The sequence below is a fragment of the Streptococcus sp. 27098_8_113 genome, assembly GCF_041432545.1.
GTDB lineage: Bacteria > Bacillota > Bacilli > Lactobacillales > Streptococcaceae > Streptococcus.
Genome location: NZ_JAPVZU010000003.1, coordinates 93595 through 107415, shown reverse-complemented (window position 1 = coordinate 107415; position 13821 = coordinate 93595). Strand labels below are relative to the sequence as shown.

Here is a 13821-nt window from a genome sequence, read left to right as displayed (position 1 = left end):
CTACTAACTTCTATTTTATCATAAAAATAGCAATTTTCTAAAAAATTCTTGTATTCATTCCGACTTCTTGCTCTTTTCTCCCTTTTCTACATCATAAAAGAGGCTGCGACAATCGTCTCTCAGCCTCCCTTTGTTCCTTGTCAAAACCACTCTAGAGTGCCAGATTCTCACTCTAGTCAATCTCTGATTTAGTCATTATTTGTGTCCTAGATGCTTATCAATCTCATCCATAATTCGCCCCATCACATAGCTAATCTGCAGATTACGACCAATCAGAATGGCCCAGAAAATAGCCATCAGATAGTCTTCAGACATGATTGATTTATTAAAAAAGTACGTTTCTAGGGCTGTAAAAGCCGCCATTACAATAAATTGTCGTCTATTCATTCTTCCATTATAGCATGAAAAATCATAAAAATCTAAATTCAATCATCCTGCACGGTGATTTTTTCCGCTAGAAAATCAAAGCCTTCCGGTATCAAACTTTCTTCCTGCTTTTCAACTGCTTCTGCTTTATTGCCGCGACTTCTAGCTGAAAATTCTGCCCGAATCTGAGTCCAGTCTTCGAGAGAAATAGCCAGAATATCTGGTGAAAAGCCAGCAGCATTGCTCAGCAGATTTCCAAACATGGTATTGAGATTTTCTCTTTTCATGGTCTGCTCAGCGTTGAAATGAGACTCAAAAGCCAAAATAGCATGATTTTCGTTAGCTGCAACTGGCTGCGAACCGATGAGCAGCGCCTTGTCCGCTCCTGCCAAACTCTCGATAATTTCACCCCAAGCATTTTGCAGCTTGGTCAAATTGCTGCGAGCCAAGTCAGGATTTTCCACTGCCTCTTCCAAAATGGCATTGACCTTATTGCGATCTACTCGATAGGTCTTAGCCTTCTGAGGTCGTGCCTCTGATTTCTTAGCTGCTGGAGCTGGCTGACTGCCGACATTGGCCAATTGCTGCTTGAGCTCTTGAATTTCCTGCTTGAGATTAGACAGTTCTTCTGCCAAGTTGTCAGGAATCTGGTCCAAGCCTGCTTTTTCCTCAGCCAGTCGAATAGTCATCATTTCTGTATAAATCTTAGGCTGCAGGGTATTTTTGATGTCTGCTAAACTCTTGGTCGCTATCTCAATCATGGCAAAGAGAGTCTCCTGCGGTGTCTTGATATTTTCCAGAAAGAGCTCACTAGTATGATGATTTTCTCCGCCAGTTTTGACAATGATTAGGTCACGCAGGTATTGCAGGAGGTCCGTCACGAAGCGAGCCATGTTTTTGCCACTGTCAAAAATCAGATTGAGATTATCCAAGGCTGCTACTGCATCATGAGCAATCAAGGCTGCTACATAGGCATCCAAGGCACCTAAGCTGATAGAGCCTGTGATCTCTTCAGCAATATCAGTAGTCAAACGATTTTCTTGGGTCAAGCTAAGAGCCTGATCGAGGATAGACAAGGCATCTCGCATACCGCCCTCAGCTCGACGGGCAATAATCTGCACACCTTCTTGCTCAAAATCAATGCCTTCCTGCTCCAGAATCCACTCAATATGACCAATGATGTCCTGCGTCTTGATAGACTTAAACTCAAATCGCTGAACACGAGAAAGAATGGTCGCTGGAATCTTATGCAGCTCTGTCGTCGCTAGGATAAAGACCACATTTTCGGTTGGCTCTTCCAAGGTCTTGAGCAAGGCGTTAAAGGCTCCAGTCGAGAGCATGTGCACCTCATCAATGATATAGACCTTGTGCTTGGCAAGACTGGGCGCATAGGTAGACTTGTCCCGAATATCACGAATCTCATCGACACCATTATTAGAAGCCGCGTCGATCTCAATGACATCTTCAAGACTCCCCTCAGTGATGGCCTGGCAGATATAGCAGTCATTGCAGGGCTCACCATCCTTTTGATTAGGACAGTTCATAGCCTTGGCAAAAATCTTGGCAACACTGGTTTTTCCTGTTCCACGTGGACCAGAAAAAAGATAGGCATGGCTGATTTTCCCTTGCTCAACAGCCTGCCGCAGAGTGGTCGCTACTACCTGCTGACCCACCAGCTGACCAAAGGTCTGACTGCGGTACTTTCGATATAAAGCTTGATACATTAGGCTTTTTCTCCAAACATTTCAAAATTCCAGGTCGTTTTTTCAAGCAAAATCTGGACAAACTTTTCCAGATATTCCTGGTCTGCGTCATCATAATCCCCAGTCAAGGCCGAGTCCAAATCCAACACTCCAAGTAGGCGACCGTCTTTTACCATGGGCACCACAATCTCGCTCTTAGCACGGCTATCACAGGAGATATAGTTGGCATGCTGGGTCACATCATCTACGATAATCGTCTGCTCTTTCTCAGCAGACTCCCCACAAACACCCTTGCCTAGAGCAATATGGACACAGGAAACACCGCCCTGAAAAGGTCCCAGAATCAGCTCACTCCCATCAAAAAGATAGAAACCAGTAAAAACCGAATGAGGCAGGGCTTGATTAAGCAGGGCGCTAGCATTAGAAAGATTGGCCAAAGCATTGGTCTCACCCTCCAATAAGGCTTCTAGCTGAGCCAGTAACAGTTGATAATTTGAAATTTTTTCCCTTTTATTCATACTTTCTATTATATCAAAAAGCCCGTCCTACAGAAGAAAAAATCAAAACTTTTTAGCTTCTTTTCTAGTTCGAAGCTCAAGTTGAAAAATATCTTCTAATTCTAATCACTACAAAAGAGAGACCAAATCCTTATTTGTCCTTCTTTAAAAATAAGAAGCTGAGATTATCCATCCCAACCTCTTATTCCTATAGAAAGGCGAGCTATACTCCAATCATCTGTTTACAGCCAACCTATAAAGCGGATAAGGTACATATTTAGTCGCACCTGCCGTGAATAATAGTAATTTCCACCATTGATATAAAGCTTGGGACCGTAAAAAATGGAAAGCACATTATAGTATGAATAGGTTTTTCCAGTCACGTTGCCAAGACTCGGAGCAACCACTTCTTTTGAGTATTTTTTTGCTAGCTCAAGCGTATTCTCACCGCCATTTTGCGCCACATAGTCGATATAGGCCTGACCAAAATTGTAGGCCTGAACCGCTGTCCAAACATCTACCTTTTTCTCGCTGGCCAGCTCTAGATTGTCCGATAGAGTCTGAATCCCTTGCCGGACACTTTCTTTATTGTCTGTAATCGAATTGATTTCGCCTGTTGCACTCTCACTAGACTGCATGAGGTCGTTGTTTCTTCCCTTGGTTTCTGTGTAGATCATGGCTAGGACAAGCTCTTCATTAGCCGCAGTGTCCTGCTCGTCTAGCACTTCTCTAACCAAGCTTTGATAGGTCATAACCTGCTTAACATCACGATGGACTTGATAGCCTTTTATCGCGATGGCAGCCAGAATGATGAGCAAAATCAATCTTCTGATAAATTTAAACATTATTTACTTTGTATATCCTCTATATTTTTGATGAGAATAGAGTAGGTCCCGTTGTCGTTCTGGATAAATTCCACGGATTCAGCATCCTGATAGACATTATTGGGAACGATCAGCTCTATTCCATTAGAGAGGGATAATTTTTGATTTTCGAACTTCTTTTTCTGGCGACTGCTGTCAATCTCATCAAACTTGATTGGCTCTGGCACAGTTTCCTTAACCTGGTCAATAAAGGTAAGTCGGGCTGTCAGATTGCTGTCAAACAGCTCGTCTGCCAACTTTTCAGGAGACAATTCGTCATTTTCTTCCAGATTTTTGAAAATGCTGGATTTGACCTTAGACTGGAACTGAAAGTCATCTGTATTAAAGCTTTCAGCAATCTTTTGAGCTGTTTTTTCCAGAGTCTTGATAGATTTTTTTGGTGAAATCTTAGGACTGACCTGCAAGAGATTATCCGAAAAATAGTTGAGAAAGGCGCCATTGTACTTGATACGCTTTTCAATCAGATGGTACTTGCGAGACTGGAGATTGATGACCAAAGCCTCGTCCGCCCCCGTACCAAAGCCAGGCAAATTGTTCTGCGTCAGTTTGATTGGATTGTCCGTCTCGCCACCCAAGTGGGTCAGGGTTTCCCGCAGGGCAATCCGCAGAAAAGCGAAGTGCTCCACGCCTTCCTTGTCAAACTGAACGAAAATCAAATCATTTGTTTTCTGGTTTTCACTGACAGAAAACTCCTCCTGCCAAAGCTTAGCCACTGTCACGGATGTTTCCAGTAAGTCGTCTGAAAGCTGGGCTAAAAAGACATTTTCGGGATCGAAAACACCTGTTTTCGCCTCATCAGAATAAACTCGCTCGATTTTCTTACGCAAGTATTCTTCAATCTTGGGAGTAATGTTGAGAAACTTATCCGCCAGCAGCAGTTCGGTATCAGCTGGACTGAATTGATGAATGATGGCCTTTTTTACGTAAATGTCCATCTTAGTTCAAACCTTCATAGAGCGGAAAAGCATCCGTCAGTTCGCGAACTTCCGCTCGCACTTGGTTCAGCACCGCTTCGTTTTCAGCGTTTTCCAGAGCCTTGATAATAAGCTCAGCCACCTTGATACTTTCTGTGACACCAAAACCTCGAGCTACAATAGCTGCTGTACCGATACGAATGCCGCTGGTTTTAAATGGTGACAAAGTCTCGTAAGGGATGGAGTTTTTATTAAGAGTGATATTGACCTCATCTAAGAGATTTTGAGCGACTTTCCCATTTTCTACAACCTTAGTGACATCAACCAAGAAAAGATGATTTTCAGTACCGTCAGAAATCACACGGAACTTATCATGCTGACGGAAGACTTGCGCCATGGCTTGGGCATTGTCCAAAATCTGTTGGGCATAAACCTTGAAAGCTGGGTCCAGCACTTCTTTGAAAGCCACAGCTTTGGCTGCAATGACATGCTCTAATGGTCCGCCTTGAATACCTGGGAAGATAGCTGAATTGATTTTCTTAGCTAAGTCTTCATCATTTGTCAAAATCAAGCCACCGCGAGGGCCGCGCAAGGTCTTGTGGGTTGTCGTGGTTGTGATATCCGCATAAGGAACTGGACTTGGATGGAGACCTGCAGCAACCAAACCAGCAATATGAGCCATATCGACCATAAGCTTGGCACCTACAGCGTCAGCGATTTCACGGAATTTTGAAAAGTCAATGATATGAGAATAGGCTGAAGCACCCGCCACAATCAGTTTAGGCTGAACCTCTTTGGCTTGCTTTAGGATGGCATCAAAGTCCAGTAATTCTGTTTCAGGATCAACGCTATAGGATACAAAATTGTAGGTTTGACCAGAGAAACTGACTGATGCACCATGAGTCAAGTGGCCGCCCGCAGACAGATCCATGCCCATCACTGTGTCGCCTGGCTCAATCAAAGCCATATATGCCGCACAATTGGCCTGACTGCCTGAGTGAGGTTGCACATTGGCAAACTTGGCACCAAAAATTTCCTTAGCGCGCTCAATGGCCAAGCTCTCCACTACATCCACTACGTCTGTTCCACCATAATAGCGGCGACCTGGGTAGCCCTCAGCGTATTTATTGGTCAAAATAGAACCTTGAGCCGCCATAACAGCTTTAGAAACGACGTTTTCTGAAGCAATCAGCTCGATATTATGTTGCTGACGCTCTTCCTCATTGGCAATGGCATCCCAGAGTTCTTTGTCAAATGCTTTGTAGTCTTCTTGGTCAAAAATCATAAAGTGTCTCCTTCTTTTGAGAAAATAGGGCGCTAGGCTCCTAATAGTTAAAATATTATATCATTTACTTGGGCGAGAATATCCTCGCGAGTGATGGCACCCTGACGCAGAATACGTGCCTTTTCTCCAGATAAATCCAGAATGGTTGAATCCTGACCTGTCAAAGCGGCATCATCTTCTACTCCCAAGACTTGCTCTTGAAAATCCAGCATAATCTGCTGGAAAGAAGTTCCACTGGCTTCTCCAGAAAGATTGGCGGATGGACCAATCAAGGGACCATACTTGCGAATCAAGTCTAGCGTAACCGGATGCTTAGGAATCCGAAATCCTACGGTTTCCATACCAGAGTTAATCCAAGATGGTACACGGTCATTAGCTTGGAGGATAATAGTCAGCGGCCCAGGTAGAAAGGCTTGATAGAGTTGATCCAGATAGCTGGGCTGGTTCTTGGAAAAGGCATAAATATCTTCCAAGCTAGCCACATTGAGATTGAGAGCCTTGTCACGCGGTCTTCTTTTTAATTCGTAGACTCGTTCAACCGCCTCTTGGTTTAAAGCCTGGGCAAAGAGGCCATAAACAGTTTCTGTCGGCAGGACAACCGCTCCGCCTGCTGCCAGAGTCTTTTCTATCTTATCCATTGTCAACCACCACCATTCTATCTTTGCCAAATTGATCCTTCAGGACTCGGATTCGTTTTTGCGGGAAAGATTTTTTGAATAACTCCGCAACACCGTCTCCTTGCTTGTAACCAATTTCCAGATAAATTTTTCCTTTTTCTGTCAGATAGTCTCCTGCCTGCTCGGCTATTTTCCGATAGACGGCATAGCCATCCTCCTCAGCAAAGAGGGCCATGTGAGGCTCTGACGTCAGAACATTGAGGCCGACTTCGTCCTTATCCGCTTCTGAAATATAGGGCGGATTGGAAACGATGATGTCAAAGCTCCCACTGATTGCTTCAAAGCAATCGGATCGGACAAAAGTAGGATTGAGGCCGCAGGACTGAGCGTTTTCCGCCGCCAAGGCAAGAGCATCGCCAGAGAGATCAGAAGCAGTAATCTGCCAGTCTGGGCGACTGCTTGCCAGTGCCAGAGCGATGGCCCCACTACCCGTTCCGATATCCAAGACAGACAGAGAACCTTCGAGATTTTCTGACAAAATCAACTCCACTAGCTCCTCCGTCTCAGGCCTTGGAATCAACACCCGCTCATCCACCTTGAGAGTCAAGCCGTGAAAGTCACTGCTCCCAATAATATACTGGGCTGGCTTATGAGCGAGCAGCTGTTCATGAATTGCTTTCAGCTGGTCACGATCTTCCTGACTAACCTCTGTCTGAAGCTTGAGAACAAAATCGGTAAAGGAGAGCTCATTGAGAGCTCGATAAACGAAAGACAGGCTTTCCGCTTCTTCTCCCGCTACTACCAGTTCCAGCTCTAACTCAGCCAAATATTGAGCTAAGGTCATTATTTATTCAGCTCTTCTAGTTTTTGCGTTTGGTCATAGAGCACCAAGGCATCTACAACTTCGTCCAATTTACCAGACAAAATGGTATCTAGTTTTTGAAGAGTCAAGCCGATACGGTGGTCTGTGACACGATTTTGTGGGAAGTTATAGGTACGGATCCGCTCTGAACGGTCACCAGTACCAATCGTTGACTTACGTTCAGCGTCTTGCTCATCCTGAGCAATCTGCGCAAAGTGGTCAGCCACACGCGCACGGATAATCTTCATGGCCTTCTCACGGTTCTTCTGCTGGGTCCGTTCTTCCTGCATCTCAACCTTGATATTGGTTGGCAAGTGAACAATACGAACGGCTGTCGCAACCTTGTTGACGTTCTGTCCACCAGCACCTGATGCGTGGTAGATGTCGACACGAAGGTCTTTTGGATCAATATCGTATTCTACTTCTTCGATTTCTGGCATAACCAAGACAGTTGCTGTTGAGGTATGAACACGGCCTTGACTTTCTGTTACTGGAACCCGTTGCACACGGTGGGCTCCAGACTCATACTTGAGTTTAGAGTAAACGGATTGCCCTGAAACCATGGCTACTACTTCTTTGAAACCACCTACACCGTTCATAGAAGCTTCCATGACTTCAAAACGCCAGCCTTGGGCTTCTGCATATTTCTGATACATCGTCAGCAAATCTCCAGCAAAAAGTGCCGCTTCATCTCCGCCCGCTGCTCCACGAATTTCAAGGATGATATTCTTATCGTCGTTCGGATCCTTTGGAAGGAGCAAGATTTTCAGTTTTTCTTCGTACTCTTCTTTTTCAGCCTTAGCATCTTTGAGCTCTTGCTTGGCCATTTCTTCCAAGTCTGCATCTCCGCCTGATTCCTTAATCATCTCTTCAGCATCAACGATGTTTTGAAGGACTTGCTTGTATTCGCGGTAAGCTGTTACCGTATCACGAGTGGAAGCCTCTTCTTTTGAAAGCTCCATGAAACGCTTGGTATCAGATACCACATCAGGGTCACTGAGCAATTCTCCAAGCTCTTCATAGCGGTCTTCCACTGCCTGTAACTGGTCATAAATATTCATCTTTGTAATCTATCTCCTTGATTTTCTAATTCATTCTACTTAATGGGTGGATTGAAATAATGCTTGCGGCAAACCGAAATATAGGTCTCATGGCCACCGATTTTGATCTGTTCGCCATCATAGACAGGTTTCCCATTATCCGTCCGCAAAACCATGGTTGCCTTTTTAGAGCAATATTGGCAAATGGTCTTGATTTCGTCAATCTTATCAGCCAGGAGCAAGAGGTGCTTGGAGCCTTCAAAGAGTTCATTGCGAAAGTCATTTTTCAGACCAAAAGCCATGACTGGAACATCCAGCTCATCCACTACTCTAGCCAAATCATAGACATGATGGCGTTTCAAAAACTGAGCCTCATCAATCAAAACACAATAAGGTTTTTCAGGAAGCTGCTGGATATAGCCAAAAATATCCGTCTGGTCTTCAATAGCTATGGCATTTCGTTTCATGCCGATACGACTAGAAACGACGCCAAAGCCATCACGTGTATCGACAGCTGAGGTCATGATTACTACGCTTTTCCCCTGCTCTTCGTAGTTGTGGGCCACTTTCAAAATTTCAATGGTCTTGCCCGAATTCATTGTGCCATATTTATAATATAACTGAGCCATTTTATTCTTACATTCTCTCTAAGTATTGTCTTTCTAGGACTTTCAACTTTATCCATAGACTCGGCTGAAAAGACCGACCGTACTTCCTATTATTTTACCACAATTCACTATTCTTTAAAACCTAATTTGTGATAAAATAAGATTAGCAAAAGAAAAGGAGAAATCATATGCCATTTGTCAGAATTGATTTATTTGAAGGCCGCAGCTTGGAACAAAAGAAAGCTTTGGCTAAAGAAGTCACCGAAGCCGTTGTCAGAAATACTGGCGCACCTCAGTCTGCTGTCCATGTCATCATCAACGATATGCCAGAAGGCACTTACTTCCCTCAAGGTGAAATGCGAACAAAATAAAATCAAAAGGGCTGAGATAATAACTCAGCCTTTTGATTTTATGATGAAAACGCTCAGCGGCGCTTCTTTTGGATATAATTCAATCGCAGTTGGTAAAGGATGGCGCTCACGACCAAACTTGCAATTAGTCCAATCCAGTAACCATACGGTCCCAAGTCCGTAGCCTGATCTAAAAACAAGCCCAGAGGCAAGGAAACGCCCCAGTAAGCTAGTAAGCCCAAGTAAAATGGAGCTTGAGTATCCTTATAACCTCGCAAAATTCCTTGCAAAGGAGCGGCAATCGTATCAGCTAATTGGAAAAAGAGGCTAAAAGTCAGAAAGATTGAGGTCAGACGAATAAACTCTGGATCAGAGCCATAGAGACTGGCAACCTTGTCTCGGAAAATATAGAGAAAAATCAAGGTAAAGACCGCGAAAATAGATGCCACAATTCTCCCCAAAGTACAATATTTCTTCACATCGTCAAGTCTTTCAGCTCCCAACTCATAAGAGACGATAATGGCCATAGCTGTAGAGATACTCATAGGGAAAGCATACATGAGAGTAGAAAAGTTCATAGCGGACTGATGGCTAGCGATAATCAAAGATGAAAATTTTGACATCACCAGTCCGACGATTGAAAAGATGACAACTTCAGCAAAGACTGTCCCTCCTATTGGCAAACCTAAGCGAAAACCTTCAGCCAAACCAGCTTTGCTCAAGGGACGAATTTTCCAGAGTTGGTATTGGCGGACTTTAGGATGTTTGATGGCCAGTAATAGTGATATGACTAATAAAACCCAATAAGCTAAAGAAGTGCCTAGTCCCGCACCAGCCCCGCCCATCTCTGGAAAGCCAAAAGCCCCATAAATCAACACATAATTAAAGCTAGCATTCAAAGGTAGGAGCAAAAGCATCAAATACATAGAAAGTCGAGTCAGCCCCAAAGCGTCCAAGAGAGAGCGAATAACACTAAAGAGCAAGAAGGGAATGATACCGATGGACAAGTACCAAAGATAATGCTGGGCCACATCTTTTACCAAAGGGTCTAAGTCTAGACGCTGCAAAACCAAAGGGGCGCCCAAAAATACCAGCGCAAATAAAATCAGCGATAAAGCCAAAGAAAGATAGATGAACTGATAAAAATCTGATGCAATTTTTTCATCTTTCCCCTGTCCCAAATGATGACCAATGATCGGAACCAAGGCAGACACAATCCCCGTCAGAAAGGAGAAAAATGACCCCCACAGACTGGTCGCCATAGAGACGCCTGCCAGATGCAAGGTATCGTATTGGCCCGTCATGGTCGTGTCAACAAAGGAAGCCGAGAAATTTGCCAGCTGATAAATCAAGATAGGAAGAAAAATTGAAACAAACAAGCTTAGGCGTTGTTTCAAATGATAAGTCTGATACATGTCGAATTCCTTTTTTTAATCTTCTTTTTTAACTATACTACAAGCTAGCTGAATAGTCAAAAAAAGCCGGAACATCCAGCTCTTTTCTTATTTATTTTTGCGATTTAAGATGGCGTTTAGGACAATAGCAATCAGACTGGCCATGACAATTCCATTTGAAAAGAACATCTGAAGGCTGGTCGGTAGGCTGTTGAAAAGACTGCTACCATTGAGTCCGACACCTGCTGAGATAGAAATCGCTGCAATGAGGAAATTATGCTCACTGTGCACAAAGTCAACACGCGCTAAGATTTGCATCCCCTGAACGGACACAAAACCAAACATGACCAGCATGGCACCACCAAGGACTGGACTTGGAATAATCTGCGCCAAGGCTCCGAATTTTGGCAAAAGGCCGAGAAGAATCAGGAAACCAGCGGCATAATAAATCGGCAACCGCGTCTTGATACCAGATAATTTGACCAAGCCAACATTCTGAGAAAATCCTGTGTAAGGGAAGGTATTGAAGACACCACCCAGCAGCACCGCAAGTCCTTCTGCTCGGTAACCATTTCGTAAGCGGGTGCTGTCAATTTTATCTTTGGTAATGTCAGAAAGAGCTAAGTATACACCCGTTGACTCCACTAGAGAGACCGTTGCGATGATACACATCATTACGATAGAAGAAAATTCAAACTTCGGTGCTCCGAAATAGAAAGGTGTTGGCACATGGACCAGCGGAGCCTGTGCGACGGGCGTCAGATCCACCAAGCCCATGGCTCCGGCAATGCCCGTACCGACAATCAAACCAATCAAAATAGAGATGGATTTGATAAAACCTTTGGTAAAAATGTTAATCAAAAGAATAATCAGAACCGTCACAGCTGCTAGAATCAGACTTTGGGCGGTCGGCTTGTCTACATTATTTCCCATATTGCCAATGGCAACTGGAATCAAGGTCAACCCAATGGTCGTAATGACCGAACCAGTCACCACTGATGGAAACAGATTAGCGATTTTTGAGAAAATCCCAGCGATCAGAACCACATAAAGCCCTGATGCAATCAAGGCACCAAACATAGCGCCACTACCGTGACTCTGCCCAATGATAATCAAAGGAGCAACAGACTGGAAGGCTACGCCCAGCACGACTGGCAGACCGATACCAAAATATTTATTTAGCTGGAGTTGCAAGAGAGTGGCAACACCACACATAAATATATCAGTCGAAATCAGATAGGTCAGCTGCTCGGCCGAGTATCCTAAAGCCCCAGCAATCATAATCGGTACCAGAATGGAGCCTGAATACATAGCCAACAAATGCTGCAAACCTAAAATGGCTGCCTGTGAATGTTTTTCTTCATTATAGTTCATCTTATAGATCTGCCTCTCTAAATACAACTTTTCCATTTTCAAATCGGTCAATTCGGGCCAAGGAAAAAACTGTTTGGCCTTGAGCTTCTAGCAAGCTTCGACCATCTTGGAAGGATTTCTCAATCACGATTCCAACGGCTGCTACTTCAGCGCCAGCTTCTTCAATAATTTTAATCAAGCCCTTGGCTGCCTGACCATTTGCCAAGAAATCATCAACAACCAGGACCTTGTCACTTGACTCCAAAAACTTGCCAGCGATGGAGACCGTCGAAGTGACCTGCTTGGTAAAGGAATATACTTCTGCCGTTAAAATTCCTTCAGTCATGGTGATGTTCTTAGACTTTTTAGCAAAAATCATTGGAACACCCAAGGCTTCCGCCGTATAGACAGCCGGTACAATCCCTGAAGCCTCAATCGTCACAACCTTTGTAATGCCTGCATCCCTGAAATGCTCAGCAAATACTTGTCCGATTTCTTTCATGAGCGAAAAATCAACCTGATGAGTCAGGAAAGAGTCAACTTTGAGAATATTTTCTCCTAAAACGTTCCCGTCTTGCAGAATTCTCTCTTCTAATTTTTTCATGTATCTCCTTTTAACATATCTTGGTTCAATGAAGAAAGGACCTGCCACGATAAGCAAGTCCTTCCTTTTAATGACAAATAGCCTGACACTGAAAGTACCAGAAAGTCATTAGACTCACTTATTGTTAGATGTTTGGCATCTTGTAGAGACCTTGCCCCAATCATTAGCAAGATAAATAAGTTATTCTATTTCATTAATGAGCATCGCCGTTCCAGATGGAATTTTTGACGATGACATAGTCCACACGAGTCAGGCTATGCAAGTCACGACCACCAGCATAGGAAATGGAACTCTGCAAATCCTGCTCCATTTCAGTTAATGTGTCTTGCAAGTGGCCCTTGGCCGGCAGCAAAATCTTCTTACCTTCGACATTTTTATAAGCACCTTTTTGATACTCGGATGCAGAACCATAGTATTCTTTAAACTTATCACCATCTACCTCGATGGTTTCACCTGGGCTTTCAATGTGGCCGGCAAAGAGCGAACCAATCATGACCATGCTGGCTCCGAAGCGGATCGATTTGGCAATATCACCATGCGTTCGAATCCCTCCGTCTGCAATAATAGGCTTACGGGCAACCTTTGAACACCAACGAAGAGCAGACAACTGCCAGCCGCCCGTACCAAAACCTGTCTTGACTTTGGTAATACAAACCTTACCTGGACCAATGCCGACTTTAGTTGCATCCGCGCCAGCATTTTCCAGTTCCCGCACAGCTTCTGGAGTTCCGACATTGCCAGCAATGACAAAGGTCTCTGGTAATTCTTTCTTAATGTGTTGGATCATTTGAATCACACTGTCTGAGTGCCCGTGCGCAATATCAATGGTAATGTATTCAGGCGCATCATCTTTGAGGCTGCTAACGAAGTCATACTCATAGTCTTTCACACCGACGGAGATCGATGCAATCAGGCCTTGCTCATGCATTCGTTTAACGAATGGTTTGCGACCTTCCTCATCGAAACGGTGCATAATGTAGAAATAGCCTCCTCGAGCAAGCTCTTCAGCGACAGATTCGTCAATAATCGTCTGCATATTGGACGGAACGACCGGCATCCGAAACCTATGTTTACCAAATTTCACACTGGTATCAGCCTCTGAGCGACTTTTCACAATACATTTCGCTGGAATTAATTGAATATCTTCATAATCAAAAACCTGAAAATCATTGAGCATGGAAAACTCCTTATCAATACTTAAAAATGACCTACCTATGCTCTTCAGCATCGCTACATCTATCCAGACGTTTCCAGAAAAAGTATATCACAAGGTACAGGTTTTGTAAAATATTTCAAATATATTATTGATAATGTTCGGAAATTAAGAAAAACACGGTCGCCCGT

14 protein-coding genes, 1 pseudogene and 1 riboswitch are annotated in these 13821 nt (G+C 43.9%); of the genes and pseudogenes, 1 reads left to right on the top strand and 14 read right to left on the bottom strand.

Annotation, left to right across the window (positions count from 1 at the left end; translation table 11 throughout):
* Positions 1-195 precede the first annotated feature (195 nt).
* The 10 genes from O3644_RS03115 to O3644_RS03070 form a co-directional block, all read right to left on the bottom strand.
* The gene (locus O3644_RS03115) at positions 196-387 is read right to left on the bottom strand and encodes a DUF3272 family protein (RefSeq protein ID WP_062005208.1); all 192 of its coding nucleotides are present in this window, start codon (positions 385-387) and stop codon (positions 196-198) included.
* A 38-nt stretch (positions 388-425) separates the two neighbouring features.
* Positions 426-2090, bottom strand: coding sequence for a DNA polymerase III subunit gamma/tau (gene dnaX, locus O3644_RS03110; RefSeq protein ID WP_048764276.1), 1665 nt, complete (start codon positions 2088-2090; stop codon positions 426-428).
* A complete protein-coding gene (locus O3644_RS03105) occupies positions 2090-2587 on the bottom strand; it encodes a GAF domain-containing protein (RefSeq protein ID WP_048764274.1) in 498 nt (165 codons plus the stop codon). Before O3644_RS03105 ends, dnaX begins: the two co-directional genes overlap by 1 nt.
* Positions 2588-2808: 221 nt before the next feature.
* Positions 2809-3411, bottom strand: a complete 603-nt coding sequence (locus O3644_RS03100) for a lysozyme family protein (protein ID WP_048764272.1) — start codon at positions 3409-3411, stop codon at positions 2809-2811.
* The gene (locus O3644_RS03095; RefSeq protein ID WP_371595017.1) at positions 3411-4385 is read right to left on the bottom strand and encodes a nucleoid-associated protein; all 975 of its coding nucleotides are present in this window, start codon (positions 4383-4385) and stop codon (positions 3411-3413) included. The genes O3644_RS03100 and O3644_RS03095 overlap by 1 nt, the downstream gene beginning before the upstream one ends.
* Before the next feature lies 1 nt (position 4386).
* A complete protein-coding gene (gene glyA / locus O3644_RS03090) occupies positions 4387-5649 on the bottom strand; it encodes a serine hydroxymethyltransferase (protein ID WP_371595016.1) in 1263 nt (420 codons plus the stop codon).
* A gap of 47 nt (positions 5650-5696) precedes the next feature.
* Positions 5697-6287 carry an L-threonylcarbamoyladenylate synthase gene (locus O3644_RS03085; RefSeq protein ID WP_371595015.1) on the bottom strand — a complete coding sequence of 197 codons (591 nt, stop codon included), beginning with the start codon at positions 6285-6287 and terminating at the stop codon, positions 5697-5699.
* Positions 6280-7110 carry a peptide chain release factor N(5)-glutamine methyltransferase gene (gene prmC, locus O3644_RS03080; protein WP_371595014.1) on the bottom strand — a complete coding sequence of 277 codons (831 nt, stop codon included), beginning with the start codon at positions 7108-7110 and terminating at the stop codon, positions 6280-6282. The genes O3644_RS03085 and prmC overlap by 8 nt, the downstream gene beginning before the upstream one ends.
* Positions 7110-8189, bottom strand: coding sequence for a peptide chain release factor 1 (gene prfA / locus O3644_RS03075; protein ID WP_005589827.1), 1080 nt, complete (start codon positions 8187-8189; stop codon positions 7110-7112). Before prfA ends, prmC begins: the two co-directional genes overlap by 1 nt.
* A gap of 35 nt (positions 8190-8224) precedes the next feature.
* Positions 8225-8797, bottom strand: a complete 573-nt coding sequence (locus O3644_RS03070) for a thymidine kinase (RefSeq protein ID WP_048764258.1) — start codon at positions 8795-8797, stop codon at positions 8225-8227.
* Between the two features lie 161 nt (positions 8798-8958).
* Here O3644_RS03070 and O3644_RS03065 point away from each other — a divergent pair.
* Positions 8959-9147, top strand: a pseudogene (locus O3644_RS03065) (4-oxalocrotonate tautomerase); the annotation flags it as partial.
* 53 nt (positions 9148-9200) lie between these two features.
* Here the strand turns inward: O3644_RS03065 and O3644_RS03060 are convergent.
* The 4 genes from O3644_RS03060 to guaC all read right to left on the bottom strand — a co-directional run bounded on the left by O3644_RS03060 (position 9201) and on the right by guaC (position 13654).
* Positions 9201-10541 carry an MATE family efflux transporter gene (locus O3644_RS03060; RefSeq protein WP_048764255.1) on the bottom strand — a complete coding sequence of 447 codons (1341 nt, stop codon included), beginning with the start codon at positions 10539-10541 and terminating at the stop codon, positions 9201-9203.
* Between the two features lie 87 nt (positions 10542-10628).
* Positions 10629-11894 carry a nucleobase:cation symporter-2 family protein gene (locus O3644_RS03055; protein ID WP_048764253.1) on the bottom strand — a complete coding sequence of 422 codons (1266 nt, stop codon included), beginning with the start codon at positions 11892-11894 and terminating at the stop codon, positions 10629-10631.
* A gap of 1 nt (position 11895) precedes the next feature.
* Complete coding sequence (locus tag O3644_RS03050) at positions 11896-12477, bottom strand: xanthine phosphoribosyltransferase (protein WP_048764251.1); 582 nt, start codon at positions 12475-12477, stop codon at positions 11896-11898.
* 101 nt (positions 12478-12578) lie between these two features.
* A riboswitch (purine riboswitch) is annotated at positions 12579-12676 on the bottom strand.
* Positions 12671-13654, bottom strand: a complete 984-nt coding sequence (gene guaC, locus O3644_RS03045) for a GMP reductase (RefSeq protein WP_061423003.1) — start codon at positions 13652-13654, stop codon at positions 12671-12673. Its footprint overlaps the riboswitch before it by 6 nt.
* Positions 13655-13821: the final 167 nt, after the last annotated feature.

Excerpts from the sequence above, each read along its gene's own strand:
- dnaX (WP_048764276.1), bottom strand. The coding sequence starts at position 2,090 with ATGTATCAAGCTTTATATCGAAAGTACCGCAGTCAGACCTTTGGTCAG.
- guaC (WP_061423003.1), bottom strand. The coding sequence starts at position 13,654 with ATGCTCAATGATTTTCAGGTTTTTGATTATGAAGATATTCAATTAATT.
- O3644_RS03055 (WP_048764253.1), bottom strand. The coding sequence starts at position 11,894 with ATGAACTATAATGAAGAAAAACATTCACAGGCAGCCATTTTAGGTTTG.
- prmC (WP_371595014.1), bottom strand. The coding sequence starts at position 7,110 with ATGACCTTAGCTCAATATTTGGCTGAGTTAGAGCTGGAACTGGTAGTA.
- O3644_RS03105 (WP_048764274.1), bottom strand. The coding sequence starts at position 2,587 with ATGAATAAAAGGGAAAAAATTTCAAATTATCAACTGTTACTGGCTCAG.
- O3644_RS03085 (WP_371595015.1), bottom strand. The coding sequence starts at position 6,287 with ATGGATAAGATAGAAAAGACTCTGGCAGCAGGCGGAGCGGTTGTCCTG.
- glyA (WP_371595016.1), bottom strand. The coding sequence starts at position 5,649 with ATGATTTTTGACCAAGAAGACTACAAAGCATTTGACAAAGAACTCTGG.
- prfA (WP_005589827.1), bottom strand. The coding sequence starts at position 8,189 with ATGAATATTTATGACCAGTTACAGGCAGTGGAAGACCGCTATGAAGAG.
- O3644_RS03070 (WP_048764258.1), bottom strand. The coding sequence starts at position 8,797 with ATGGCTCAGTTATATTATAAATATGGCACAATGAATTCGGGCAAGACC.
- O3644_RS03100 (WP_048764272.1), bottom strand. The coding sequence starts at position 3,411 with ATGTTTAAATTTATCAGAAGATTGATTTTGCTCATCATTCTGGCTGCC.
- O3644_RS03060 (WP_048764255.1), bottom strand. The coding sequence starts at position 10,541 with ATGTATCAGACTTATCATTTGAAACAACGCCTAAGCTTGTTTGTTTCA.
- O3644_RS03050 (WP_048764251.1), bottom strand. The coding sequence starts at position 12,477 with ATGAAAAAATTAGAAGAGAGAATTCTGCAAGACGGGAACGTTTTAGGA.
- O3644_RS03095 (WP_371595017.1), bottom strand. The coding sequence starts at position 4,385 with ATGGACATTTACGTAAAAAAGGCCATCATTCATCAATTCAGTCCAGCT.
- O3644_RS03115 (WP_062005208.1), bottom strand. The coding sequence starts at position 387 with ATGAATAGACGACAATTTATTGTAATGGCGGCTTTTACAGCCCTAGAA.